We start from the raw sequence: 26943 nt of genomic DNA, 5'->3' as shown, positions 1-26943 counted from the left end.
GGTATTGGGTATTAGCAGTTAAAAGAATTATTTCCTAGTCGCTAGTCCCCAGTCCCCAGTCCCCAGTCCCCAGTCCCTTATTTATTCAAAACGGAAGCGTTTCATAAAGCGGCGGTCAATGCAATCTTTGTAATGCCACAAGAGTTTATGAGGTGGTAAAGTAAAGATGTCTTTTGTTGCAATTGCTCTTCCATCTCCTGTACCAATTAGACTTAAATATTGTTTCTGCGGCTTATAGGATTTGAGTGACTTACCTAATATAATTCGCTGCAAATTATTAAATAAAGGTTTACCTTGTCTAACAGCAAATACCCCAGCTTTTGGACGCGGATAATTTACCATTGTGGCGATGTCACCAGATGCAAATACCTGCGGGTGCGTTTGAGATTGTAACGTGTCTTCTACCAGAATAAAACCTTGCTCATCAGTTCCTAGTCCCGCAATTTTTAACCATTCAGGTGCTGAAGCTTGTGTTACCCAAAAAATTTTATTACACTCTACTCTCAAACCAGAATCGCACTGAATCTCAAATGTTTCTCTAGTTTCCTGGGAGTTTTTAGGTGCGATATTACACACATTTTCTCCAAGATGTAGCTTAATACCTCGCTCGGTGAGAATTTGCTGAAGTTGATGCCGTACTGATTGATGATAATTGGGCATCAGTTGTTTGTTACGCTGAAATAAATGAATTTCCAGATTTTCAATTGGTTGTTGATTTTGATGGAAAATCTGATGTAAATGAGATTGCATCGCCAACGCCAATTCTACACCGCCAGCACCTCCACCTGCGATCGCGATCCGAATTGATTCTTGAGGATTTTTACCTACAGCTGCAATTAGTTCATACCAATGTTTCAATAGCTGGGATACTGGTTTAGCTGCGATCGTATATTCTGCTGCTCCTGATACAGACACTCTGGCCGGAGTGCTGCCAATATCAATAGACAGCACATCAAAATCTACCGCCAATCCGTTAGCACAGAGAACTTTGTTGTTTTCCAAGTCTAGGGCAACTACTCTGTCAATATACAAATTTGCTTGAGCAAAGTTAGCCAATGGTTTCAAATCAATATGACATTCATCATGGGTGTAAAATCCAGCAATGTGTCCTGGTAACATTCCAGAGTAGGCTGTCTTTTGATTTGCAGTAATCAACGTCAAATGCACTCCGGGTAACGGCTTTATTCCAAACATTTTCAGGGCAATTGCATGGCTGTGACCGCCACCAATTAGCACTAAGTTTTTAACCATAGTATGTTGACAGTAATCATTAATTATTTTCACGCTGTAAAAGATATTTCATTAATCAATAACAGTCAATTAGCAAAAATATATCTGGGGATACAGGTTTTCCAAGAAAAAATTATCCAAACTCAACATAAGTCCCCAAAATATCATTTAAGAATAGCAATTGAACAACTAGAAAATAACACAACAGAAAACAGTTTAGCTGTAATTAATGATTTAGAGCAAATTGCCAAAAATCATCCACAGTACCACTGGATAATTATGAACATTCTTACTACTTTTATCCGAAAAAATACTCTTTATCTACCTCAAGAAGAAGTAACGATTAATCTGTTAGAAAAAATTCGTCTAGATATTCAAGCAGCCCTTACCGTTATCGCTAAAAGAGATATAAATAAAGACCCAGAAAATGAGCAGCTTGATTTGAGTTATATCGATATGAGAGGAGCAAACCTGAATAAGGCGAATCTACAAAAGACAAACCTTTATCAAGCTAATCTTGCTGGGGCAAACCTCACAGAAGCTAATCTTGCAGGAGCAATTCTCAGTGCGGCTAACCTCGAAGGTGCTAACTTATATTTAGCTAACCTAGAAGGGGCAATTCTTAGTGCAGCTAACCTAAAAGGAGCTAATTTAAAAGGAGCTAACCTGCATTGTGCAAGCTTATATCTAGCTGATTTACATGGGGCAATTCTCAATGATGCCATACTTGATGGAGCAAACCTTAGAGAAGCTAAATTTTCTGAGTAAAGCACCAGTCCTGCAAGGCGAAAGTTAAACTTAAAAAGTTTATAGGGTAAGATTTTCACCAATTTTCAGTAATTGTTCTATTTTCGCCCTAATCTCCTAATATATTCGATATTATTACTTAGTTAAAGAGGTCTTCTGACACCTATTATAATTTTCTGCTAAATGCTATACTATTTTTTCCAAGCATCTAAGTAATAATTCTAGGTTGTAAGGAAAATCTTTACCATGTCTTCTAAAAAGACAGACACTCTGTTGAATTGGTTGATAACTATAACAGTTATATTTGGCTGCTCATTGATTGTAATTTTCTTTGCTTTGTCCAGTATTAAAGAATTGTCAATTCAGGAAAAGATTGAGTATAGAAACCAAGCTTTAACAACTACTGCAATAGTTTTTCTGGCATCGGCGGCAATGTTTAATACCTATTACGCAGCAAAGCGGGCCCAAGCGATGCAGAAAAATGCGATCGCAGCTGAGAAAAACCTAGAAATTGGCCTTCAAAATGCCAAACTCAATCAAGATAGATTGATTTCAGAACGATTTATGGGGGCAATTGCCCAGCTTGGTCATGATAAAGTTGAAACCCGAACAGGTGCAATTTATGCCTTAGAAAGAGTTGCTCAGGATTTTCCTAAAGAACACTGGACAATCATGGAAATCCTCACTGCCTTTGTGCGAGAAAATGCACCTATCCAGCAGGTAAAGGTTGAGCAACAAAAGCCGGAATATACACCAGATGCTTATTCAGGTAGGCGTAGAGTTGGGCCGCGTCCGACACAGCAGTTAGAGCAAAACCTCCATGAAGAATTTCCAACAATCCGCACTGATATTCAAGCAGCCCTAACTGTTATCGGCAGGCGTAATTTACTCGAAGACCCAAAAGATCAGAAACTTGATTTACGTCATATCGACATCAGACGAGCAGACCTGCTAGGAGTTAACCTGCAACAAGCAGATTTACGTGGTTCTGACCTGAGTGGGTCTGACCTGCGTGGAGCAGACTTGAGTGAGGCTGACTTAAACGGCGCTAAACTCATTAGGTCTATTCTCTATGAAACCAAATTACTGAAAGCTAGCCTCTGTGGAGCTAATCTATATTGCGCTAATCTTAATCGTGCTAATCTCTCAGGGGCTAACCTGCGTTCAGCCAACCTTTCTGGAGCAAGTCTGCGTATAGCGAATCTCCAAGGAGCAAACCTCTATAAAGCCAACTTGCAACAAGCAACTTTGAAAGTCGCCAATCTATCTGGAGCAAAGCTGTTTTTAGCTAACTTGCAAGGTGCAAAACTGGGTAAAGCCAACCTAAATCTAACGGGTTTGATTGGTGCTAACCTTTCAGGGGCTAACCTGAATGGAGCCAATCTTTCAGGGGCTAACTTGAATGCAGCCAAACTCTACCAAACAGAAGTCTATTTTGCCAATCTCTCAGAAGCCAGTTTAACGGAAGCTGACCTGCATCAGGCAAACCTGATTGGAGCCAACCTGCATAGAGCAACCTTTTATCAAGCTAACCTGACTCAGGCAAACCTGATGGGAGCTAACTTCTTAGAAGCTGACCTCAGTGATGTCAAACTGGAAGGGACAATTTTAACAGGGGCTAAAAACTTAGAGTTGCATCAGATTAGAAAGGCACTTGGCGATCGCACTACTCGCCTACCTGATTATATAGAAGCACCGACAGATTGGCGGCAATCAGGTTGAGTTAACGCAGCATCAGTTAGTTATTTGGGTGCATTCTACCGTTTTCACTTCAGCTTATTTTTCCAGACTCCAACCCAGTGCTAAGGCTACTTCAGCAGCTAATTCTAGCGGATTGAATGGTTTAGCGATCGCACCAATCATTCCCATCTGATTATAACGACGGCGATCGGAAGCCTGGATTTTGGCAGTTAACAAAATTACGGGAATCTTTTTAGTTACCGGATTAGCTTGTAACTTTTCAAAGGTGGCAATCCCATCCATCTCTGGCATCATTACATCTAGTAAAATCGCATCTGGTTGGTAAGTCTCAGCTTTCATTATCCCCTCTTCACCTGAACTCGCTGTTTCAACTTTCCAGCCTGCAACTGTTTCCAAGCAAATCTTGGCAACTTCTTGAATATACTGCTCGTTATCGACCACTAGAATTTGCTTTGTTGCCATCATTACTATCCTCTTTTTGGTTGTGATTCAATACTTTTGAGTTAAGCATTTTTCACTCGGAATCGGGTTTGGCGTAAAGGATACTGGTTACAATACTTTTCAGTTAAGGGGGAAAGGGGAAAGGGAAAGGGTTTAAGTTTACCTTTACCCCAAACCCAGTAAGCTTTCCCCAGACCAAAAGAGAGATTGTTGGGTTTATCCGAAAAGTATTGATACTGGTTAAAGGTTTTTTCTTTCCCCTTTTCCCAAAATCCGATAAATATTGGGTTGTGATTAATTCGCTGAAGTAACTCCATCAATCGTTGTTCAAATTCCTAGGGACAACACGCCCTTTGGTCAAAAATTCTGCATCTTGACTTAGGCGGCTATTTATAATTTGCTCGTGACGACTATAAATTACAGGAATATTGGAAGAGTTTTGTAAATCAGTATGTGGTAAAGTCCCAAACAACGGCAGAGTGACGTAAAAAGTGCTACCTTCGCCCAATATACTTTCAGCCCAGATGCGTCCGCCGTGCTGTTGCATAATGCTTCTACAAATTGCTAAACCTAAACCAGTACCATCATGGTTACGCGAATCTGAAGAGTCAACTTGTTGAAAGCGCTCAAATATACTCTCAAGTTTGTCAGTTGGGATGCCGCGTCCGGTGTCTTTGACTGTCAAAAAAACTTCGTCACCTTCTTGTTGTGCCCCCAACCAAACCGTAGATCCGGCAGATGAAAATTTAATGGCGTTACTCAGTAGGTTAGTTAAAGTTTGAACAATGCGATCGCAATCTGCCAATACTTGACCAGATAGGGCAGAAATGGATAGTGTCACTCCGGCTTTGTCAGCCAAAGGCTGGATAACATTTACTGCTTGAGTAATCAAATCAACGATATTGCAGATTTCTGCTTCCATCTTCGCCTTACCCGACTCAATACGCTCAATGTCTAGAATGTCGTTGATTAAACGTACTAGGCGTTCGGTGCTATCAGCAGCAATTTGCAACAGACGTTTTCCCTGCTCTGAGTCTGTCGCTAGCAAACCACTGGCTAGCATTCCGAGAGAGCCGTAAATCGAAGTTAAAGGTGTGCGGAGTTCATGACTAACAACAGAGACAAACTCATCCTTCATCCGTTCGATTTGTTTGCGCTCTGTGACATCTCGTAAGATAACTGTATAAAATATTTCATCACCCATATCTATTTTAGAGATAGAAGCTTCTGCTGGAAACTCACTTCCATCCTTTCGGCGACCATAAATTTCACGCCGTTCTCCCATCCGCCGGGCAACATTGGGAGATTGCCCAAAGTCAGCTACGTGTTGACGATGTGCTTGGAAAAAGCGCTGCGGTAAGAGTAAATCAAGACCTTGGCCAATCACTTCCTGGGCAGAGTAACCAAAAATCTTCTCTGCTCCTTGATTAAACAAGGTGATATTGTGGAACCCGTTGATAGAAATAATTGCATCATCAGCAATATCTAAAATTCGAGCAAATCGGGCTTGAGAAAACCGTAATTCTTCCTGCGTTTGCTGACGTTCATCAAGTTGTGACTGCAACTTCTGATTCACACTTATTAACTCAGCCGTTCGCTCTGCTACCCTCAACTCTAATTCATTAATAGCTCGGTAAGAGGAAGATGGGAAAGATGAGGGTAAATTTACTTCCCCTGCTCCCCCTGCCCCGTTTACTTAAGCGATCGCTGCTCTACCGTATTATGTAAAGGTATAGAAAGAGAAAACTCCGCTCCTTTTCCCGGTTCGGATATTACACTTATTCGTCCGCCATGTTTTTCTACAATCGAGTGGCTAATTGATAATCCTAAACCTGTTCCTGTGCCTATAGGTTTTGTTGTGAAAAATGGGTCAAATAGGCGCTGTTTCACCTCGTCAGACATCCCAGATCCATTATCTGCAATTTGAATAGTTACTGTATCAGCATCAGTCATTTTGGTACGAATTTGGATAGTGGGAATTTTTATTTGTCTTTCTTCATTTGTGAATGCTGAATCCAAGGCATCAATAGCATTGTTCAGAATATTCATGAATACTTGATTGATCTGACTGGCGTAGCAACTAACTTCTGGCAACTGTGCATATTCCTTAATTACATCGATTCCGGGGCGGTGTGCTTTCTCTTCTAGACGGTGGTGTAAAATTAACAGGGTGCTGTCAATGCCTTCATGAAGATTGACACTTTTCATTTCAGCCTCATCCAAACGCGAGAAATTGCGGAGAGAAAGGACAATTTGACGAATGCGATCTGCCCCCACTTTCATTGATTGCAGCAATTTTTGTAAGTCTGGTTTGAGAAAGTTTAAATCTATTGCCTCTAGTTCTTCTTGAATCTCAGGAAACGGTTGAGGATAGTAGTGCTGATACCGCTCAACTAGATGCAGCAAATCTTGGCAATACTCATTGGTATAGGTAAGGTTGCCATAGATAAAGTTAATCGGGTTGTTAATTTCGTGGGCAACACCTGCTACCATTTGTCCCAATGAAGACATTTTTTCAGTTTGAATTAGTTGGCTTTGAGTGTGTTGCAGTTCCTCTAAAGTTTCCGAGAGATGCTGATTTTTATCATTCAACTCCAGAGTTCTCTGCTCTACCTTTTGCTCTAAAGTATGGTTGTAATCTTCTAATTGAGCTTTTGCTACAGCTAGATTGTTATACAACATGGCATTTTGCAGCGAGATGGCAGCTTGTGCTGTAAGCAACCGTAAAACCTCAAGACGGTTTTGGGTAAAGGCTCCAGTTGTCAAACTGTTTTCTAGGTATAGGATGCCAATTAGTTGGCCACGATTATGAATAGGCGTACATAGCAAGCTTTTAGGTTGCCATAGAATGATGTAGGGATCGTTGGCGAAGGTAGTTTCCTTGCGGGCATCATCTAACACTAGGGTTTCGGTGGTGCGCGATACATAATTCACAACTGCTTTGGGAACATCTTGACTAGCTGAAAGAGGAAGGGAGTGCAGGTTTATTCTCCCCAAGTTTTCATCGGTAGGCGTAGGGTGTGGCAGAAATTGCTGTTCTTCAAAGATCGCTTGACTAGTTTTTTGAGCCACAACAACCCAATTATCCTCTTGAAGCAGCAGAAGGACTGATTTATCAGCCCCGGCATTTTCGATTACAACCTGCATCAGGGTTGTCAACAGCTTTTCTAACTCAATTTCTCCAGCCAGTGCATGAGAGGCTTTCATCACCGTTGCTAAATCTAATGCTTCAGTCCCAGTGGAACTACTTTGGTTGAATCCGATTGTAGTGGTGAGGGTTGAAGAAGTAGTTTCATCCTGCTGAAACAGCTTAAGCAATAATTGAGAATATTGGTGTTGCAACTGGTTAACTTTGGCGATCGCTCCCCAGCTAAGGTAAGTGTAATAGGCGTTTTCTAGGTAAATTTGCGCGATCGCTTCTTTGTTCCATTCTAAATAAAATCGGGCAGCCAGTTCATTGGCGAGGGCTTCTTCCTGAATATATCTATTGGCTTTTGCCTGTGCGATCGCGCAATCGTAATGATCCACTGCTTGAGCCATCTGTCCCAACACTCGGCATTCTTCGGCTTTCACCAATTCAAATTTGTGCAAATAATTCATGGGTGCGTGGTGCGCCCATGTCTGCATTTTTTCTTGGTTTTCTGTAACCCGTTCTAGTAATGTTTTTTGGCGAGAGGCTATAGCTGTGCGATACTCTGCTAAAGCCGTCAAGGAATCATAAAAATAAAACATCGGCACAGTGGCATAGCCCGTTCCCGCAACTAGATATTCTCTAGCTTGAGCGGCTGTTTCCACTGCTTGAGAAAGGTTTTCAAACAGATAACAGAGAATCAATTTGTGGAGGAAGAAATAGTGAAGCCCTGTCAATTCATTGGCTTGAACCAGTTGATTCACAAATTCGGCTTCGTTGAGTGCTTCGCCTGTTATAATACAGGGATTCTCAGCTTTGCCAAGCAAATTCAAAACTGTTTGCCAGAAAATACGGCAATAGTTTAGAGTCGTACCTTGCTTAAAATTTTCCAAAACATGACAGTAAGCCCGGATATCTTCCTCTAACGAGTTCAATTCTCGACCGAGAAAATAGGAATATTGGCAGATATCTTTGGTATTGAAACCTACGTAGTATACATTTCCAGTTTCTAGAGCAATCTTGTAACCATCCAGCATTAACTGCAAAGATTTTTGCAGTGGAGACTTCAAATAGGTGATGAAAGCACCTACGACATAAAATACTGTGGGTTTGATGTCGCTAATATTAAATTTGTCAGTTAGTGCCAAGGCAAGATTGCCAACTCGATCGGCTGTTTCAATATCCTGAAGAATTCCGCTCAAAAGAATGCCATAACAGCCATAACAAAAGGCAGAAAATGGAGCGTTGCCATACTCAATAGATGCTTGGACTTGAGACAAAACCAGTAGTGGAAACAGATTAGGATCGGCAATGTAAACGGCTGGAGCAACGTTTGCCACAATTCGGGTGACAGCTAGCTTCTCTGCGGCTACCATCACAGGTAAGTCAACCAATTCTGCAATATCACGACCGTTAATCAGATTAGCAGTTTCTTCCAGGGCTTGCTGAATGTCTTGTGGGGTGGGTGTTTCTGGGAAAACCACGCCGAATTTACTCATTCCTTGACGTGCGATCGCGATCGCCCCCAGCACATCATTTTTAGCTGTATACGCCTGGATTTTGGTTTCGTAAATGCCGACTTGATCCAGTGGAGTTTTGGCTTGCTGGATAACTGTTTGAGTCAATTTTTCCATCTGTTCATACGCGCCACTAAGATAAGCAGCATCGGCGGCTGATTCGTGCAATGCCAGAGCTAATTCATACTGACTTTGCCAACAGTCACTTCTCAATAAACGAATCCCAGTAGTTAAATACTCAATTGCTACCTGGTAAGCTGTGGAAGATTTGGCTTTTTTTCCTGCCGATAGGTTGAGTTGTGCCAGTCGATCGCGATCGGTTTGAGATGCGATCAGTTCTATGCCAATATTCAATTGATTGACAATTTCAAAAATCAGCAATTCTTGCTCAGTTTCCGGGGTATTGCTCAACAGCAATTGACCAATCTTTAGGTGAGTTGCTGGTTTCTGATAGTCTGGAATTAGTGAATAAGCGGCTTGTTGAATGCGATCGTGGAAAAATTTGTAGGTAATAATTATTGGTGTGTTGTCATTTGTCAAATCATCCATGACAACAGACTCATCCTGAAAAAATGTATATCCTTCCCCACTGGGTAAGATCAATTCATCCTTGAGGGCTGGCCACAAATCTGCTGCGGTTTGGACTGGAGATTTTTCATAGACAACTGATAAGGTTTCTAAATCAAACTGATTGCCGATACAAGCAGCCAGTTTGAGAACATTCTGAGTCTGCTGTGGTAATTTGTGGAGTTGCACCGCCACAAACTCGACAATATCTTCTGTAAAAGACAGCGCCCGAATTTGAACTAGATTGCACTGCCAATCTCCCGTTCTGCTGGCAAAGGCGATCAACCCATCTTCATGCAGCGATTTGAGAAACTGGTTAGTGAAAAATGGATTACCTTTAGTCCTTTGATACACCAGATTGGCGATCGCAGTTGCTTGTTCTGTTGAATATTTGAGGGTATCTGCAATCAGTTGATTTAGGTCGGTTTCGGTAAGGGCAGAAAGAACAATACTACTAACTGTAATCGCCTCTTGACGCATTTCCTCAATGGTCAACATCAGGGGATGGGCTGAGGAAACCTCATTATCCCGATATGCTCCAATCACTAATAAATAAGAGTTGCTGGCTTCACTCATCAACAGATGCATCAGTTTTAAAGAAGCCGAGTCTGCCCACTGTAAATCATCAAGGAAAATAACTAGGGGATGTTCTTGGGTTGTGAATACTTGAATGAATTTCTGAAACAGCAAATTGAAGCGGCTTTGGACAGCAGTACTCGATAATTCCGGGAGTGAGGGCTGTTTTCCAATGATTCGTTCGAGTTCTGGAATCACCTCAATAATTACTTGACCACTTTCACCCAAGGTAGATAAAATTTGAGTCTTCCACTGGTCAATTTGAGCATCACTCTCTGTCAGCAGTTGTGCCATTAAGTCCCGAAACGCTTGCACCAAAGCAAAAAAGGGAATATTCCGATTAAATTGATCGAATTTGCCCTTGATAAAGTATCCGCGCTGACGGGTGATTGGTTTATGAACTTCGTTGACAATTGCTGTTTTCCCAATGCCAGAGGAACCTGCCACCAGCATCATTTCAGAGGTTCCCTGGCGCACCCGTTCAAAAGTTGCTAGCAGCATGGCCACTTCTACTTCCCGTCCATAGAGTTTTTCGGGAATCGCAAAGCGATCGCAAACGTCCCTGTACCCTAGCTGAAATGGGATAATATTTCCACTTTCTTGCAATTGCTCCAAACAAATTTGCAGATCGTGCTTTAGCCCTAATGCACTCTGATAGCGGTCTTCAGCATTCTTTGCCATCAGTTTCATGACGATATCACAGAGAATTTGGGGAATCTCTCCTCTATCATTTAAAAGTGGTGGTTGTTTTGCTATATGACAATGCACCAATTCCATCAAATCATCCGATTGAAATGGCAATTGCCCAGTTAAGAGTTCATAGAAAGTGACTCCAAGAGAATAGAAGTCAGTGCGATAATCAATCCCCCGATTCATGCGCCCGGTTTGTTCAGGGGAGAGATAGGCAAGAGTTCCTTCTAAAACAGTCGGGCTGGTTGAAAGTTGGTTAACTCTCGGCAGCAGTGAAGCAATACTAAAGTCAATGAGTTTGACCTGCTTTGTGGTAGGGTTTATCAGGATATTGGCGGGTTTGATATCCTTGTGGATGATTTCGTGATGGTAGAGATCAGCCAGAATATCGGCAAGTGCGATCGCAATCTGTAAAAACTCAGTCAAAAAATCAGGATGCAGATGTGAGGAATTTTCCTGATTTCCTGTCTCACCGAGCCCTTTCCTTCTAAAAGCAGTGTACTCCTTCAAAGAAATTCCACCAAAGTCTTCTAAAATCAAGGCGGGTCGATTTTGACAACTTTCCAGACTATAGATCCGAACAACCCCAGGAACATTTAAGATTTTCGTAATTGAGTACTGATTCCTGAATTGAGCCAACTCAATCACACTGGGATAAGAATTTTTCAGAAGTTTGATCACAACAGGGGTTTGATCGGCTTCTCGCCAACCTCGGTAAACCAGGGTGCGAGTGCTGGTGTAAATTCTTTCACCAATCCCATAACCGGGAACATCAACTCGATTTTCTACCATAAAGCTTGCGACTGGATAACCTGAGTTCAGTTTTCCCCGATTAACTCGAAGTATCACAATTCATGCTGTAATTTTCTGAAGGTAAAAAATTGAGAAACCCGGTTGATTTTGCTCAACCAGGTACAGTTAAATACTGTTCATCTAGGGGTGATACCCTGTGGGTTCGCTTTTGGCATTCTTGCAGAGTAGCCGCTTTGCGTCTACTGCGTGTATTTTTGTACAACCACTATTATAAAAAAATGTTTGAAAAATCGTTAATAGCAGGTTGCTTAAATGAATGAGTTCGATCAAACTTTAGAAGATCAGAGCATGAGCTATGTGGGAATGATTGCAAAGTTTCCACTGGGTGTTCACGACCTCAAGTCTTTTATTACTCCTGAAAACCATCTATTCGTTCTTTCTCATCTGGGAATCCCAGCCATTGACATCAAGCAATGGAAGTTGAAAATTTCGGGATTAGTAGAGCAAAGTCTTGAGTTGTCATATCAGAATTTGCTGAGTCTAGAATATCGTGAATTAACTGTTTTCCACCAATGTTCAGGCAATCCGCTTCAACCCAAGGTTCCGACAAGACTCATTAGTAATGTGACATGGGGTGGAATTTCGCTCAGAGCAATTCTTAATCAATTGCAAGTAAAACCTGAAGCTCGTTATATCTGGTTTGCCGGAACTGATCGCGGTGTTTATGAGGGAGTTTCTAGCGATTCATATATAAAAGATATTCCGATCAAAAAAGCATTGGATAATGATGTGCTGCTGGCGTACAAGCTGAACGGTGAGTTTCTGTCAGCAGAGCGGGGTTTTCCTTTGCGGCTGGTGGTTCCAGGCTACTATGGCACGAACTTTGTCAAGTGGCTCTCACATATTTATGTCACAGATCAGCGATCGCCAGGGCCCTTTACAACAACTTTCTATAACGATCGAGTTGGAGGCGATGATGCGACTTTAAAACCCGTTTGGGAAGTTGCACCGGAGTCTGTAATTGTTCATCCTTCTCAAAATGAAGTATTATACCTTCAACCTCAAACACATTGGGGTTGGGCCTGGGCATCCAAGGGTATCCAGTCGGTGGATTTTAGTACAGATGGTGGTATCACCTGGCAAGCTGCTGAAGTTGAAGCACGGTTGCAATATGCTTGGCAACGATTCACGTTTCAATGGACTCCAACAACGCCAGGACAATATAGCTTAATGAGTCGAGCCACTGATTATGATGGAGCAATTCAACCAATTCAGCAAGAGCGCAATGCTGTTTATACAGTAGCTGTCACTGTTAAAGAAACGACGATAAAAGGCTTTGACTCTTTTACCGTCGTCGAATGAATGAAAATTGAGCAGATAGTTTAGGCAGATGTTAGCGATCGCTCTGGTTCGTACACTTTAGAAAATGGTTCTTGATAAGAATGAGTCTTAATATAAACCAAAAACTCATTGATCAAGTCTGTAAAATACACAAACGCCACATCAATTAATTCAAGTGCTTGTTGACGAATTTCTTCCGACACCTCAATTTCTCTCATTATTTGCAAAGAAGAGGGAGTATGAAGAGTGTGGGTATTTTCTATATGGTTATGACGCATACCAAAGTAACGGAACTCTGTTTGAGTCATTTCTTGCAGTTGCAAGGCCGCAGACATGGTTGAACGAAAAAAAACATTCGCCGTCACCTCGGATACCTCAATGGCAACCAATCTGATGATAGGATCTGCTCCCCGAGTATACCGCTCAAAGATAGGAAACATCGAACGGGAAACCTTAGTATGATCGCTCCAAAGGAATCGCACCGCATCACTAAACCGCATAGGATAGTCAATCCCCATCTTTTCCATGTCTTCTAGTAACCATTGCCAGTGAAAATGTTCTTCGTGCGTGTGCAGATTTACCATCTCTTGAATGTAATTAGTCGTTGGCTCATCTCTAAGAACTCGTTTGCATAACTCACTGAACTCCAGTGCCAGTGGAGCAATCACAGGTGCAAATGCCAGTCTCTGGCGTGGATCAATGGACTCGTCTTTCATATACTCAAAGAACGGTAACTTGGCATATTTCTGGTTCTTCTGCTCAATCAACTCAAGAATTGATTTCATTTTCATTTTCATGTTCCTAACGATAGACAAATGGGTTTGTAACCGACTTGGTTATCCAGTCAGCCATAGCACTACTTAGGCTTTTGCCTGAGAGAGTGCTTATTGAGAAAGTCAGAAAGTTTGTTAGCTTAAGATGCTGCCACAGCGATTGTAATTGCTATCAAAACAAACAACTTACTTCATAAACTGTGGCAGAAAATGTTATGATAACTCTCCTCACATTTGTGTAAAGAGCTAACAGTAACTCAAACTAAACTATTTTTCGATGACGCAATAAAGTACATACAAATGTACTGTTACCACCTTTTGGTAAGATCGTAACTTTAAAGATTAGTCATTAAAAACCGTAAAATTACGACTTAAATAAATTATTTATTTGAATTTTATTATTCAAAACTGCTGCAATGTCAGTAGTTAATTTTAAGAGAATGTTTTTATAGCTGGACTTATTGAAGTAAAGATGAAAATTCTTACGGTAAAGTTTAAAGTATAGAACTTTACTTTAAACACCTGTAAAAAAAAGAATGTCAGTGATGCTATAATTACCAGTATAATCGTATAAAAAGTTTTATGATATAAATATATTTCTGTGGGGAATCAGGTGATTTGAAAATAATAAATGTATGCGATGGTGTATTGCAACAGATAATTATTAAAATTCCCTTATTTTTGAGCTAATGTTATAGCTACTTGCAAAAATTGTAGTATTTCCCATATCTTCATTAGCTTTTGAAAGAAGTCAGTAAATCATGTGCAATGGATGTATCAGCAGCATGTTTAATTACATCAAATGGCATTCCCAATCTTTCGGCAATATCTAGTAGAGTATACTGATACCAATTCTTTATGAAGCTGCGCCAAACTATATGAGGAACGAACCGCAAAGGACGCATACTCCTACGGAGAAGCAAGCTACGCGCAGCGTCTCGTCAGAGAAGAACACAAAGGAAGAAAGAAGAAGCAAAGGAAATTTGGCGCAGCTTCACAAAGAAATGGTATGAGCTACTGACTCAATGTATCACTGGAGCCAGCAGCCTTTAATCAGCCATTCCCATGCTCTGTATGAGCCCATGTGCCGAAATTACAACCAATTGCCAATCAACACATAGGCAGACCAAAAGCTTGGTGCTTTGTAGTTAGGGTGTTGCAACAGTTGTAGCTGGGCACGGTGGACAGCTTTGGCTTTAGTGATTTTGCCACTCTTGAGTTCTCGATAAAAGGCACTAACAAACATTGCCGTTGATTCATCATCAATCTGCCACAGTGAGGCGATGGTACTGCGTGCCCCAGCTCGGACAGCTGCTCCTGCAAGACCCAATGCTGCACGGCTGTCTCCTGTTGCTGTCTGGCAAGCACTCAAAACGAGTAGCTCTACTATAGTTTTGCCCTGACTGCGAAAAAGAGTATCAAAATCTTTGACATTGATCTGACCATCGAAATCCAAAATAAAAGTGTCTTCAAGGCGGGAACTAAACTGACCATGAGTTGCTAAATGCACTATGTTGAATGAAGCAGCATTAATTTCACCCTCTAAATTCTTTTTCTTAAAATCTCCATCTAGTAGGCTAGTTGTCGAGACTCCTGCTTTGGTAATGCCGTCAAATTCAGATTTGATCGCAAGCAACGGTGCAAACTTGGAAAAACCTGGTGGTGGCTGAGTCAGTCCTGCGGTTAGCGCTCTTAGCTGCTGTTTTACCAGTGGTTTAGGATCGAGGAGTTGCAGACCCACGCTCAGAGCAATTGCATATTTCTCTACCAAGTATTGCTTACCATCATATAGAGCTGCCATTGGTAAATTGCGTAAGGGGCCATCTAGGACAAACACTAGGGTATCTACCCCACTGTTTTGCAATTTTGACTCAATGGGTTGAAGCAGCCAGTTGTAAACTTCATGCGCCTGGGTTTGGACGGCTTTGGTAGCAGTGGGATTGACAAGACTTTTTCGCAGTTCTAGTAACAATTTCTCTACTTCTGTATGAGAAATCTGAGTAGTGTAGCTTTGCAGGGGTTGTTTAGGAATTTTGACAATTACCTGAAGTTCGTCAGGAAGAATAATTGGATAAAGAATGGCAGCCGTGGGATTATCTTTATCCACCATTTGATCGAGGGCTACTCTCTGTCCTTGTAGGCAAGCTTCTCGAAAGAAGTCGTCTAATTCTGCTAGTTGGAGTGCTTCAATGCGTTGGCGTGCTTTCTCCAATATTTTTTGATCTGGTTTTCCTTCTTGGGATTTTAGCAGTAACTCTACTGACTCTCGGTAGATGGGTTCTACGCTGTCCCGAAAGTTGAATTGTACATCCTGGTTAACTACGTCTTTATTGACTACTAAATCTCTGCGAAGGGACTGGAGAGTGTCTACAGCAGAATCATAGGCTGCGATCGCACCATTCATATCTTTTTTTGCCCGCAGTAATCTACCTAACTGCCACTCTAAGGTGTAGGTGATTTCTGGTGCATTACTGCTCTGTGCTAAAGCTAATCCTTGCCGGGTAAGCTCTTGTGCGTATGACAATTGTCCGGTTTCTTCATACAAACCGCCTAAACTCTTTAGTGAGTATGCTTCTGCCCGCTTGTCCCCTAAACTGCGAGATTGTTCAATAGCCCTAGCGAGTAATACTGCTGATTCTTTGGTGCTAAATCCTGAGTAGTAATGCTGACTAGATGCTTGCAATATACCACCCTTGACTTTTGCCAAACTTTGGGAAAAGTTAACGTGAGCGTAAATGCTAGCACGGCTGGGAGGAAGTTGAGCTAGTTCGGACTCAATCAATGGTAAGAGGGTTTGAACCTTTGCCCATTGTTGATCTTGAATCAGTAGGCTCAGGTGATTGAGTTGGGCTTGGACTTTTATTAAGGGTGAGGGAGATGCTGCAACTGTTTCTTGATAATAGGCGATCGCCAATAGGTTATTTTGTTGTTTACGGGCATTATTCCCCAGGCTGAACAGACTGGCTGCAATATCTGCGCTTGATTGCAGATTTCGAGCAATTGTCAGACTTTCTTCTAGCGCCAGACGTGACTTTTCCAAATCGCCCACTACTAAAAGAGCATCACCGAGCGATCGCAAACTCACTGTCTTTTCTATCGAATTTGGTTGAGATTTTAATGTCTGACTTACCCGATCGAGTGTTTTGACAGCGCGGGGGTAAAATCCTTGGGTTCGCCACGCTTGTGCTTGATTGATTAGCGATCGCACCACACCACTTTGATTATCTGCTCGCCTGTAAATTTCTTCTGTCTGCTGCCAAGTTGCTAAAGCTGCCTCGGCTTGTCCCATTCTCAGTTGAAGACGACCTTGAATATCCAGTGATTGGGCTAAGATTTGAAGATTTTGGTTTTCATCTTGTCCTTTGATCAAGTTTAAGCTTTCTGTAATTGCCTGCTGTGCTTGACTCCATAAACCAAGTTGCTGGTAAGCTAGCGAAAGATTACTCAGTGTCGCTGCCTGTCTGAGGCTTTCTCCTTGCTGCTTATATGCTTGGACAGTCTGTTGTAATACTTCTACTGCCTTGGCAAAGTTACCAGAATTGTATAAAAATTTTCCCTGTTCTAGTAGCGAACCTGGGTCATTAACTACAGCCAGCGATGTCAAATTGTTAATCTGTAATTGAGATGAAGAATTAATTGAGCCAGGAACTTTTGCTAGCACGGGTGAACTCAATATGCATAGCAAAGCTATTAGAAAGTACAAAGGCAAACGCAAAAATTGAGCCAGTGTTGTTTTATGCCAACGCCCTGGCTGCTTTTGTATTTTAACTTTTACAGAATTCGCGCCAAAAATCCTAGTTGTTTTAGCCATAACCATGACAGGAGGTAATTGATAACCAGGAACGCACAGGATTTACTGTAGTTTGGGCTACCACGGTAATGTTACCATTCACATCCATTACTCATGCCTGAGCTTCCACAATCTTATTTATCATGGCTTGGATAAGGTTTTACTATCTAAACTCCATTGTCACTGATTCCAGATAATTAGACATCTTGCAAAAGTAACAAATGCCAAGATGTCGGGGAAAGGTTAAAGGGTAAGGGGAAATTTCATCCCTTACCCTTTACCCTTTACCCACTTCTGCAAGAAGTCTATTAGACATCTCTATAAATTAAATATGCGTTATCGATAACCCTTGTAGAGAAGTATTACCATAGCGGGGCCCAATTCAATGCAATAAACCTAATCATTTAAGAACGGATGACTTAATTTCTTGCTCTATCTGATTACTAATAATCTCAGATCCCATGGCAGGTTTATCTAGGTTAACTCTAATAAAATTAGTTTTATCTTTTCCTGTAAATTTTTTATCATTATCTGAGTCTTTGATAATTTTTATAAAAATTGCATTTTGACTTTGAACAACAACCCAATTGATGATTTGAGTATTGTTTGGGGTAATTTGCTGGAGATTCTTACCTGATAAATCAGAAAGATAACCAACAGTAGCATCTTCGCTGTTGAGTTTTGTATCTATGTTTGTGTCTTGTTCAAGGATTTTATAAAACCAAACTCTTGTAGGCGGCTTCTCTACCGCTTTTACCTCTAATAAATCAAAGGAGGCGATAATGGCTTTTTTATTTAATAAAATATGAGCTTCACCATCTTGCTTTCGATAAAAGATGATGTTAGACAATTGGTTATTTCTTTCATAAGAACGTGAAAGGCTTAAATCAGTTTTTTTATCTTCATTCTGCTCTGGAAGAACAACGGGAATCATTATATAATCTGATTGTTCTTTAATAATTAAATCTCCATAGACAAGATTCGGATCTGGTTTCGATTTATCTGTTGCTTGTGCCTGTTCCGCTTTTGTGATAGTTGAAGACTTACAAGAAAAAGAAAGGAGCGTAATAATAATAGCTGTAGCAATTTTATTTAAAAATCTATTATATTCCATCAATTTTTTTGACACGATACATTGCCATTCTATTTTCCTCGCTGCTTGGAAATGACTTAGTTAGCTTGAGTTTATATTCTACAAAATAAGCCCATGTTAGTGGGCTTATTGATATATACAAAACAAATAAAGTAACCCAACCAAAAGGTTTAACATTTATAAGAAGGGGAAGGGGGAAAGAGGAAAGGTAAAAACCTCGCCCGCAAGTGGCGCGAAATAATCCAAATTTTATGAGGAAGGTAAAAACCTCGCCCGCAAGTGGCGCGACAATCATCATCCCTTTCCCCTTTCCCCTTTAACCTTTTCCCTTTTATTATTTATTGGGCACATTAACTGGCTTTTGTTAAAAAGACTTTAGTTTCCCAACTATCTCTTCAAGCGTCAATTCCTGCACCATCTGCCGTACCGAGAAAATCATATCACAATAAAATACCAAAAACCTGATCAGGGTTGACCAGGTTTTATCGAGTTCACAGATTTCAAATTGTTAAACTAATTAAGTAATTGGAGGTTAATAACTAGGGTGGACTAGACAACTAACAAACTCAGCATTCTTGCGTTTTTCCGCTTTGGGATTTGGCTTTGCCTTTGACATTAGGCTTTTGCCACTTTTGTAATCTTGATATGCTGAAATTTGCTTGGGTTGATGACAGGGGACACTAAGTCATTTACCCTTTTCTTTTGGTTTTATTTTGTTTGGTGTCCTACTATTTAAGTTATCACTTCAGTTTCTAAGTTGCAACTCTTAGTTTACTAAAGTTGATGTTTTGTTAGATTTTGCAATCTAGCTCCAGATATTTGATCCCTGGCTATCTTTTTAAGATATTTGAGGGGATCTTCGAGAGAACAGCATAGCTAATCAAACTGCATTGTCATCAATTGCACATAATTTGACTTTCATCCAGATAATTGCTGGAAATACGTCCAATTGCATCAATTTTTACCAATTGGGCAGGATCAACCTTAATTTGGGTGGCTAATGCGTTGTCTAGTACAACACGGCGGAAATAAACCAATCATTCCAAATCAACGAAACACTTATGCTGTATTCATTTTTAGTTTTTAGTTTTTAATTTTTAATTCCGCCTTGCGGTACTAGTGCTTGTTGGGGATAATGTGCCCTTGCAATAGCATTAATTTGAGGTTGGGCAATTAGCCACGGCAAAGCTAACTGAGCAAGGGTACAATTATAAATAAGAGCTATGGGACGTAATTTTTGTAGCGCTTATTGAGCATGTTCAAAGTTTTCGCGTTGAAACAGTTTATTTTTAGCACGATTATCTGCTGGGTTGGTAGCGATCGCTTGTTTATAACTGCTTTCTAATTCATTCCCTTGGACAGTTTCACACTTTATCGGTCTTAGCTTGAATTAAATCAGAGTTACAGTAGATGCTGATGGAATTGACTACAACTTTTCATGCTCTCAAAGAATGGGCTGTCGCCGTAAATGCCTTGGAGAGTGGCAAAACAATTATGTTGCTTCGCAAAGGGGGTATTCATGAACGAAATGGACATTTCCAAGTTGCCCACAAGCAAATTTTGCTTTACCCTACTTATGAACATCAACAAGCATTTATGCTCAAACCTGAGTATGCTAATTGTGTTTATCCAGTAACATCAGGTTGGCATCCAGAGACAGTTCGCATCGGCAGTTGGGCTGAAATTACAGATATTTTGCCAGTTAGTGACGAATTTCTTGTCAACGCCTTGCTTCCGTTCCATATTTGGAACGAGCATTTTATTAGCGATCGCCTTAAATGGAAACCACGTCAGCCCCTTTATATTCTCCTCCTGCGGACATATAAGCTAACCCAAGAGCAAGAAATTCCTTATTACCCTAAATACGGCGGTTGCAAATCATGGATTGATTTAGATCAATCAATTAACTTGCAAGAAACAACACCAGCTTTGTCTGACTTTGCATACACCCAATTAGTACAGACAATTCGCGGCATTGTCGGCGACAAAATGGCCAGAAAGATTGATATGCTCAATTACAACTCGACTTTTGGCTAAACCTCGGTTGTATTGCTGCTAAGTTTTTCAATTTACAGAGAAGCTATGGTATTTGGAAAACTCGATCAAATTGGGCTTTGATCGCAAAAAAAGCTCGCCCACCAAATATTTAGAGTTTTTCTACAGCGATCGCACGCTGCACTATCCGCTAGTCAGGAGCCAGAATTTAGAACTGAATTTTGGCTCCTGACTTCTGTTTTTTAAAAATACAGCAGATTGCAAATTCCTAACCACCCTGAAAACAGTAGTTATTGCTACACACGATCGCAAAAAACGCGCATAACATTAGAAAAATCTCACCCTAATACATAAGGTGAGGCAAATCTGTTTATCTGCATGTCCAAAAATAGCTCACAAGGGTGAGAAGTAACTTGACAAAAGTCTGATATTATGCGTTAGTTGTTAGCTAAAAGCAAAGGAGTTTGCAATGCATCGACAAATGTGCTGGTTATCTAAGTCTGGTGGCGACGGCGAGAAAATCTTGTATTTGCAGACAGAACCCAATCAGCCTTGGCGGCCCTACACGGCTTTTGGACATTTCACAGTCCCAGATTATCAAATACCAGGTGGTTCTAAAGGTTGGGCAACTTATCAAAAACTTCTCAAAGCAGGTTGGACACTAGTACCTAGCGCACGCGCCAATGAGTTTGGCAGCAGTAGCTACGTAGAGTCAACAATCCAAAATCAATAGTTATTGGTCATTAGTCATTAGTCATTTGTTATTTGTTATTCTGTGCGTCCCTGTGTCTTGCCAGTCGCTCACTCGCTCACAAACCTCTGGGGGAACCTTCACCGCGAGGATCTGCCGCGCCTTCTAGAGTTCCATCAGATGTAACCGCGATCGCGTTACCATTACCCCAAGGAGTAGTTTCCTTTATTTTATGCCCCCGACGGCGTAATTCTTGTAGAGTCAGAGCATCTAAACCCCAGGATTCTACACGCAACTCATCTGGAAGCCATTGATGATGTATGCGTGGAACAGAAACAGCCGCGCCAACATCCATGTTGTATTCCAGCACATTTAGGATGACTTGCAAAACCTGAGTGATGATAGTGCTACCACCAGGCGCACCTGCTGCCATCCGAAAATGACCATTTTCTGTGACAATTGTGGGAGTCATGCTGGATAAGGGAGTTTTGCGGGGTGCAATGCTGTTGGCATCATTACCAACTAAACCAAAGGCGTTAGGTACTCCTGGCGCAGCAGCAAAATCATCCATTTCATTGTTGAGGACAATTCCAGTTCCTGGTGTCACCACACCAGCACCAAAACTGAGGTTAATGGTGAAAGTTAGACTTACAGCGTTGCGTTCTTCATCCACAACCGTAAGATGGCTGGTTTCAGTGGATTCATACCGCGTCGCGTGCAGTTTCAGAGATTGGTGAGATAAAGGAATGGTATTTTCTCCTAAACTCCGATTATTAGCCTGACTAAAACGTTGTAGTGTCTTTCTATCTACTGGCTTGACCTTGGTCGAGGGTCTAGCCACTTGCATATTAATTTCTTGACGGCGTTGTTTGGCGTAAGCTGGACTGAGTAGTTCTTGTACAGGAACTTTGACAAAATCAGGATCGCCTAAATATTCTGAACGATCGGCGTAAGCAATTTTCATTGCCTCTACCATTAAGTGGATAGCGTCAGGATGATGCCATCCCAAAGATTTTAAATCAGTGTCACCAATAATATTTAAAATCTGCAATAGGTGAACGCCTCCCGATGATGGAGGTGGCATAGAGCAAACTTTAGCTTTGCGGAAATTGCCACAAATAGGAGTCCGCCAGATTGGTTTGTAGGCTTTCAGGTCTTCTAGAGTAATTAAACCACCATTTTTTACCATATCAGAAGCGATCGCACGAGCAATACTTCCGGTGTAAAAACTTTGGGGATTTTCGGCAACTGCTGTTAAAGTGCGTGCCAAATCATTCTGCACCAGTTTCTCCCCTGGCTTATAAAATTCACCGTTGTGAGTGAAAATTTCCCGCAGGGCTGGATTTTTGAGAAGTGCTTGCTGGCTGGATTGGTTTGTTTGCAGATAACGCCAAGTTGCGGCATCGCCAAGAATAAAGCCATCTTTAGCAAGTGCGATCGCAGGTTTCATCACCTCTTGCCAAGGAAGTTTACCATAGCGACGATGCAGTTCATAAAGTCCCGCCACCGTTCCTGGTGTCCCTACTGCCAAATAACCATTAATACTTGCATTGGGACGCACCTTTCCTTCTACGTCAAGATACATATTTCTTGTAGCTTTCAGGGGTGCGCGTTCGCGGAAATCTAACGCTTTGATGTCGCCAGTTTTCTCAGAGTGCATCAGCAAAAATCCGCCGCCACCGATTCCCGCTGAAAAAGGCTCAACTACAGAAATTGCAAAGGTTGTGGCTACAGCTGCATCCACTGCATTACCACCTTTGCGTAACATCGAAATTCCCGCTTCACTCGCTAGGGGATGGGCTGAAACTACCATTCCCTTTTTGCTCCGTAGGGGTAAAGTTAAAGCAGCCGAAGCGACTTGGCTATAAACAAAGAGTGTGAAAGAAAAGGCTGCGATGGCTACGTGGGTCGCAGGCATTGCAACTCGCTTGACTTTAGTAACAGTAAGCATTTTTATACCATTTTTCATAAAAACTTATACATATACAGTATCTGGGTGTACTTAATTTATCAGATTTTGATTACCATTATTTGCGTAGCTTGCCGCTGTAGGCATGGCTCTCCCCCTTGAAAAAGAGGCAGGCAGGGTGGTTTCATACAACCAGAGAAAAACTAAAACTGGGTTTCAAAGCCTATCGACCTTTCGGGGAAGCCTAATTTATAAAGTAAATATTAATTAGAATGTGTTACGGCGTTTAGGAATTTGAGTGTTTGAGAAAGTCTAATTTAGCAGTAATGTACTATATTTCCAGGTGTTCTACTCTCAGCGATAACGCACACTACAATTCAACATTTACTTTATAAATGGTTTCTTACAAATATAAAGAGTATGCAAAGATTTTTGGAAAAGATAGACATCTAAGTAAATATTCGATATTTAGTTATTGTTGGGTTATTTTGATGTTTTCTATTTTACAGATAGAAATTCAAGAGCGATGCCTACGGCGGCAAGCTACGCCGACAACAAATGCATAAAAATTCCCTGTTTTAGCCATCTCAAGTTTTCCCTATTTTTAAACTAGTAAGACTTATGCATTGACAAAGCAACTAAATTTTGTGCAGTGCTTAAGACTTAGATAGTCCTCAATACTGAGATAAGTAATGTGTGCAAGCGAATTAAAGGGGAAATCTTTAATGAACAATTGGCGAGTCTATCTATCTAAAGAGTGAATATTATATGCCGAAAGCTTGAACTTTTGGCAAATTATTTGTGCCATCAAAAAGCACTAACTCGATTATTGACAACTGAAGTTACTCCAAAAATCGATTCAATCAGGAAAAAGTTATGGCAATTATCATTGGAACCAGCGGTAACGACACCTTACGGGGCGCTTTTGATTATATCGATTACAACGACATCCTAACTGGTGGCGGTGGCAACGATATAATATTTTTTGACGGCGACTCAAACTACATTAATAAGATCACAGATTTCGGTGGAGTAGGTAAAGGAACAAACCCCACAGCAGCAGTCATTGCCGAAGTGGATACTCTAAATTTCCAGAGCTATAGCGCCTTTACTGCTCAAAACTTGCTCCTCACCCAGAATGGCACAAGTCTGGAAATCGGCTTTCAAGGGTTTGGTAGTTACAAATTCATTCTGGAAAACTTTGCCCTGGAAAACCTTGATAACCTCACCAAATCTGCTGGAGCCACTGTAGATTTGGGCAATATTCTGTTTTATGGGCAAACTACCATCATCGACAGCTTTGATGTCTTCGATGCCAACTCCACCCAAAGCACTGTCTTTAAAAAAAACACAGTCACCTTCCTAAACGACCTAGACAACAATGTTAGTGGCTTTGACAATTCAAATGATGTCATCAATGCTCAGGGAGGTGATGACATTCTTGAAGGCTTAAGTGGCAATGACATTTTGAGGGGTGGCGCGGGCAATAATACCCTCAACGGTGGTGTTGGTGACGATACTTTGTATGCTGACTCCCCCTCAAGCAATAATCTGTTTAATGGTGGCGATGGCAATGATTTTCTCTCCACCTCTGGCGGAGACTACTACAACGCCTACTCACCAAGCTACGACGATCGCTCTTTAGGCAACAATACCCTCAACGGTGGTGCTGGTGATGATACTTTAAATGCTAGCGGTTCATTAGGCGATAACCTCTTAGATGGGGGCGATGGCAATGATTCTCTCTCTATCTCTGGGATTGTAAGGGGTGAGCAGTACACAGGGTCTGACTCTGGCTCAGATGGCGATAACACCCTCAACGGTGGTAATGGTGATGATATCTTGAGTGCTAGTGGATCATCAGGCGATAACCTGCTTTTTGGAGGCGATGGCAATGATTTTCTAGACATCTCTGGCTTTTTGTCTATATATCAAGACTCCTACTTCAACTCGATCTCCTCAGGCAATAACCTCCTAGATGGAGGCGATGGCAATGATACTCTAACAGCCTCTGGTGCCACTGGTAATAACACCCTCAACGGTGGTAATGGCGATGATAGCCTCACAGGTGGTAATGGCAATGATAGCCTCACAGGCGGCGGTGGTAAGGATAAATTTGTTTACGACGGCTTATACGACAACGACAACAGCCTATACAGCGACACCATTAATAATGGCACTACTACGATCGCTGATTTTGATGGAGTAGGTAAAGGAACAAACCCCACAGCAGCAGTTATAGCCGAAGTGGACACTCTAATATTCCAGGACGATAGTAGCTTCACTGCCGACAATTTGCTTCTCACCCAGAATGGCACAAGTTTGGAAATCAGCTTTCAAGGGTATGGTGATACCAGATTCATCCTGGAAAACTTTGCTCTGGAAAACCTAGAAAACCTCACCAAATCTACTGGAGCCACTGTAGATTTGGGCAATATTCTGTTTTATGGGCAAACTGCCATTACCGATAGCTTTGATGTCTTCGATGCCAACTCCACCCAAAGCACTGTCTTTAGAAGAAACACAGTCACCTTCCTAAACAACCTAGACAACAATGTTAGTGGCTTTGACAATTCAAATGATGTCATCAATGGTCAAGGGGGTGATGACATTCTTGAAGGCTTAAGTGGCAATGACATTTTGAGGGGTGGCGATGGCAATAATATTCTCAACGGTGGCGATGGCAATGACACTCTCAATGGTGGCACTGGCAATAACACCCTCAATGGTGGCAATGGCAATGATTCCTTAAATTTCCACTCCCTATCTACGTTAGTCACTCAAACAGTAGACGGGGGAGCAGGTAACGACTTCTTGTCTTTCAGTTATAGCAGTGCTACCACGGGAATTACTTCGACTTTCAATCCTACTACTAACATCACAGTAATTTCTTCGACGGCGGACACAACAGTGTTTAGCTACAAGAATATCGAACAATTAAATATCACAGGTACAGACTATGATGATTATCTTGTGGGAAGCAATGGTAATGATACGCTCCGCCCAGGCAATGGTAACGATACAGTAGATGGTGGCGCTGGTGACGATTTCTTGAATATTAGTCTTTCAACAGGGGATCACCTCCTCAATGGAGGCAATGGCAATGATTCTTTACAGGCTTTTAGTTACATCTACGACGAATTCGGAAATTTTGTGAATGGTAGCATATCTGGCGATAACACCCTCAACGGTGGTGCTGGGAACGATACATTAAATGCTTACGGTTTAGCAGGCAATAATTTATTAGATGGGGGCGATGGTAATGATTATCTCTCTGTCATTTATTTCGCCTCTGGTGAGAACACCCTCAACGGTGGTGTTGGTAACGATACATTGTATGGTGGTAGCAGTTCAACAGGCAATACTCTATTAGATGGGGGCGATGGTAATGATTCCCTAATAGCCTCTGATGGCTCAGGTAATAACACCGTCAAAGGTGGCAATGGTGATGATACCCTCAGAGGTGGCTATAGCAATGCTATCCTCATTGGCGGCAAAGGTAATGATTGGCTCTATGGTGAAGGTGGCACTGATACCTTTGTTTTCGATAGTTTCAATGAAGGTCTTGATCTGATACGTGACTTCGCTACCATTAATGAACTAATTCAGGTGTCGGCTGCTGGTTTTGGTGGCGGTTTATCAGCAGGTGTACTTAAGACAAGCCAGTTTACACTTGGAGAATCTGCAACCACTAGCACCCAGCGATTTATTTATAACTCCACTACAGGTGCATTGTTCTTTGACCAGGATGGTAGTGCAGGCGCATTTACTCAGGTACAATTTGCAGGATTATCTCCTGGGTTGTCACTAACGAACAACAATTTTGTGGTTGTTTAATAGTTATTAGAGTTCCATCACTTGGCCATAGAGGACAAGAATAAGACTTACGCACTAAAGCCTAGATCCCCCTAGCCCCCCGATCAATTTGGGCGAACTTCTAAAGCCCCATTTTTAAGGGGATTGGGCAAGCTGAGTGCGTAAGTCCTAGAATTTATGAAT

15 protein-coding genes and 2 pseudogenes are annotated in these 26943 nt (G+C 41.5%); 6 read left to right on the top strand and 11 right to left on the bottom strand.

Going from position 1 to position 26943, the window contains the following annotated elements; genetic code table 11:
• Positions 1-81: 81 nt before the first annotated feature.
• Complete coding sequence (locus tag G1O98_RS04330; protein ID WP_163927444.1) at positions 82-1251, bottom strand: FAD-dependent oxidoreductase; 1170 nt, start codon at positions 1249-1251, stop codon at positions 82-84.
• Between the two features lie 3 nt (positions 1252-1254).
• On the opposite strand from G1O98_RS04330, the gene G1O98_RS04325 reads away from it, so the two are divergent.
• Entirely contained in the window at positions 1255-1998 is a 744-nt protein-coding gene (locus tag G1O98_RS04325) for a pentapeptide repeat-containing protein (protein ID WP_163927443.1), read from the top strand.
• A gap of 225 nt (positions 1999-2223) precedes the next feature.
• Entirely contained in the window at positions 2224-3699 is a 1476-nt protein-coding gene (locus tag G1O98_RS04320; RefSeq protein ID WP_163927442.1) for a pentapeptide repeat-containing protein, read from the top strand.
• A 54-nt stretch (positions 3700-3753) separates the two neighbouring features.
• Here the strand turns inward: G1O98_RS04320 and G1O98_RS04315 are convergent, their stop codons facing one another.
• The 4 genes and pseudogenes from G1O98_RS04315 to G1O98_RS04300 all read right to left on the bottom strand — a co-directional run bounded on the left by G1O98_RS04315 (position 3754) and on the right by G1O98_RS04300 (position 11391).
• Entirely contained in the window at positions 3754-4140 is a 387-nt protein-coding gene (locus tag G1O98_RS04315) for a response regulator (RefSeq protein ID WP_163927449.1), read from the bottom strand.
• 41 nt (positions 4141-4181) lie between these two features.
• Positions 4182-4436, bottom strand: a complete 255-nt coding sequence (locus tag G1O98_RS04310) for a hypothetical protein (protein ID WP_163927441.1) — start codon at positions 4434-4436, stop codon at positions 4182-4184.
• Positions 4437-4588: 152 nt separating this feature from the next.
• Positions 4589-5752: pseudogene (locus G1O98_RS04305) on the bottom strand (ATP-binding protein); the annotation flags it as partial.
• Between the two features lie 59 nt (positions 5753-5811).
• A complete protein-coding gene (locus G1O98_RS04300; RefSeq protein ID WP_163927440.1) occupies positions 5812-11391 on the bottom strand; it encodes an ATP-binding sensor histidine kinase in 5580 nt (1859 codons plus the stop codon).
• A gap of 273 nt (positions 11392-11664) precedes the next feature.
• Here G1O98_RS04300 and G1O98_RS04295 point away from each other — a divergent pair, with 273 nt between their 5' ends.
• Positions 11665-12714 (top strand): molybdopterin-dependent oxidoreductase, encoded by a 1050-nt coding sequence (locus tag G1O98_RS04295; protein ID WP_163927439.1) that lies wholly within the window; start codon positions 11665-11667, stop codon positions 12712-12714.
• A 20-nt stretch (positions 12715-12734) separates the two neighbouring features.
• On the opposite strand, the gene G1O98_RS04290 is transcribed toward G1O98_RS04295, so the two are convergent.
• The 5 genes and pseudogenes from G1O98_RS04290 to G1O98_RS39700 all read right to left on the bottom strand — a co-directional run.
• The gene (locus tag G1O98_RS04290) at positions 12735-13484 is read right to left on the bottom strand and encodes a hypothetical protein (protein ID WP_228058539.1); all 750 of its coding nucleotides are present in this window, start codon (positions 13482-13484) and stop codon (positions 12735-12737) included.
• Between the two features lie 1075 nt (positions 13485-14559).
• Positions 14560-17277 carry a CHAT domain-containing protein gene (locus G1O98_RS04285; RefSeq protein WP_163927438.1) on the bottom strand — a complete coding sequence of 906 codons (2718 nt, stop codon included), beginning with the start codon at positions 17275-17277 and terminating at the stop codon, positions 14560-14562.
• A 379-nt stretch (positions 17278-17656) separates the two neighbouring features.
• Entirely contained in the window at positions 17657-18370 is a 714-nt protein-coding gene (locus G1O98_RS04280; protein ID WP_175586530.1) for a hypothetical protein, read from the bottom strand.
• Positions 18360-18647, bottom strand: a complete 288-nt coding sequence (locus tag G1O98_RS04275; RefSeq protein ID WP_163927437.1) for a hypothetical protein — start codon at positions 18645-18647, stop codon at positions 18360-18362. Before G1O98_RS04275 ends, G1O98_RS04280 begins: the two co-directional genes overlap by 11 nt.
• Before the next feature lie 792 nt (positions 18648-19439).
• Positions 19440-19661: pseudogene (locus G1O98_RS39700) on the bottom strand (hypothetical protein); the annotation flags it as partial.
• Between the two features lie 98 nt (positions 19662-19759).
• Between G1O98_RS39700 and G1O98_RS04265 the strand changes: the two are divergent.
• Both G1O98_RS04265 and G1O98_RS04260 read left to right on the top strand, forming a co-directional pair.
• Entirely contained in the window at positions 19760-20386 is a 627-nt protein-coding gene (locus G1O98_RS04265; protein WP_163927436.1) for a DUF1802 family protein, read from the top strand.
• 427 nt (positions 20387-20813) lie between these two features.
• Positions 20814-21077 carry a hypothetical protein gene (locus tag G1O98_RS04260; protein WP_012409208.1) on the top strand — a complete coding sequence of 88 codons (264 nt, stop codon included), beginning with the start codon at positions 20814-20816 and terminating at the stop codon, positions 21075-21077.
• A 76-nt stretch (positions 21078-21153) separates the two neighbouring features.
• Here G1O98_RS04260 and ggt read toward each other — a convergent pair whose 3' ends face one another.
• Entirely contained in the window at positions 21154-22953 is a 1800-nt protein-coding gene (gene ggt / locus G1O98_RS04255; RefSeq protein ID WP_175586529.1) for a gamma-glutamyltransferase, read from the bottom strand.
• Positions 22954-23820: 867 nt separating this feature from the next.
• Here ggt and G1O98_RS04250 point away from each other — a divergent pair.
• Positions 23821-26781, top strand: coding sequence for a calcium-binding protein (locus tag G1O98_RS04250; RefSeq protein WP_163927434.1), 2961 nt, complete (start codon positions 23821-23823; stop codon positions 26779-26781).
• Positions 26782-26943: the final 162 nt, after the last annotated feature.

This window comes from Nostoc sp. UIC 10630, assembly GCF_010747425.1.
GTDB lineage: Bacteria > Cyanobacteriota > Cyanobacteriia > Cyanobacteriales > Nostocaceae > Nostoc.
This window is presented reverse-complemented; position numbering and strand designations above follow the sequence as displayed.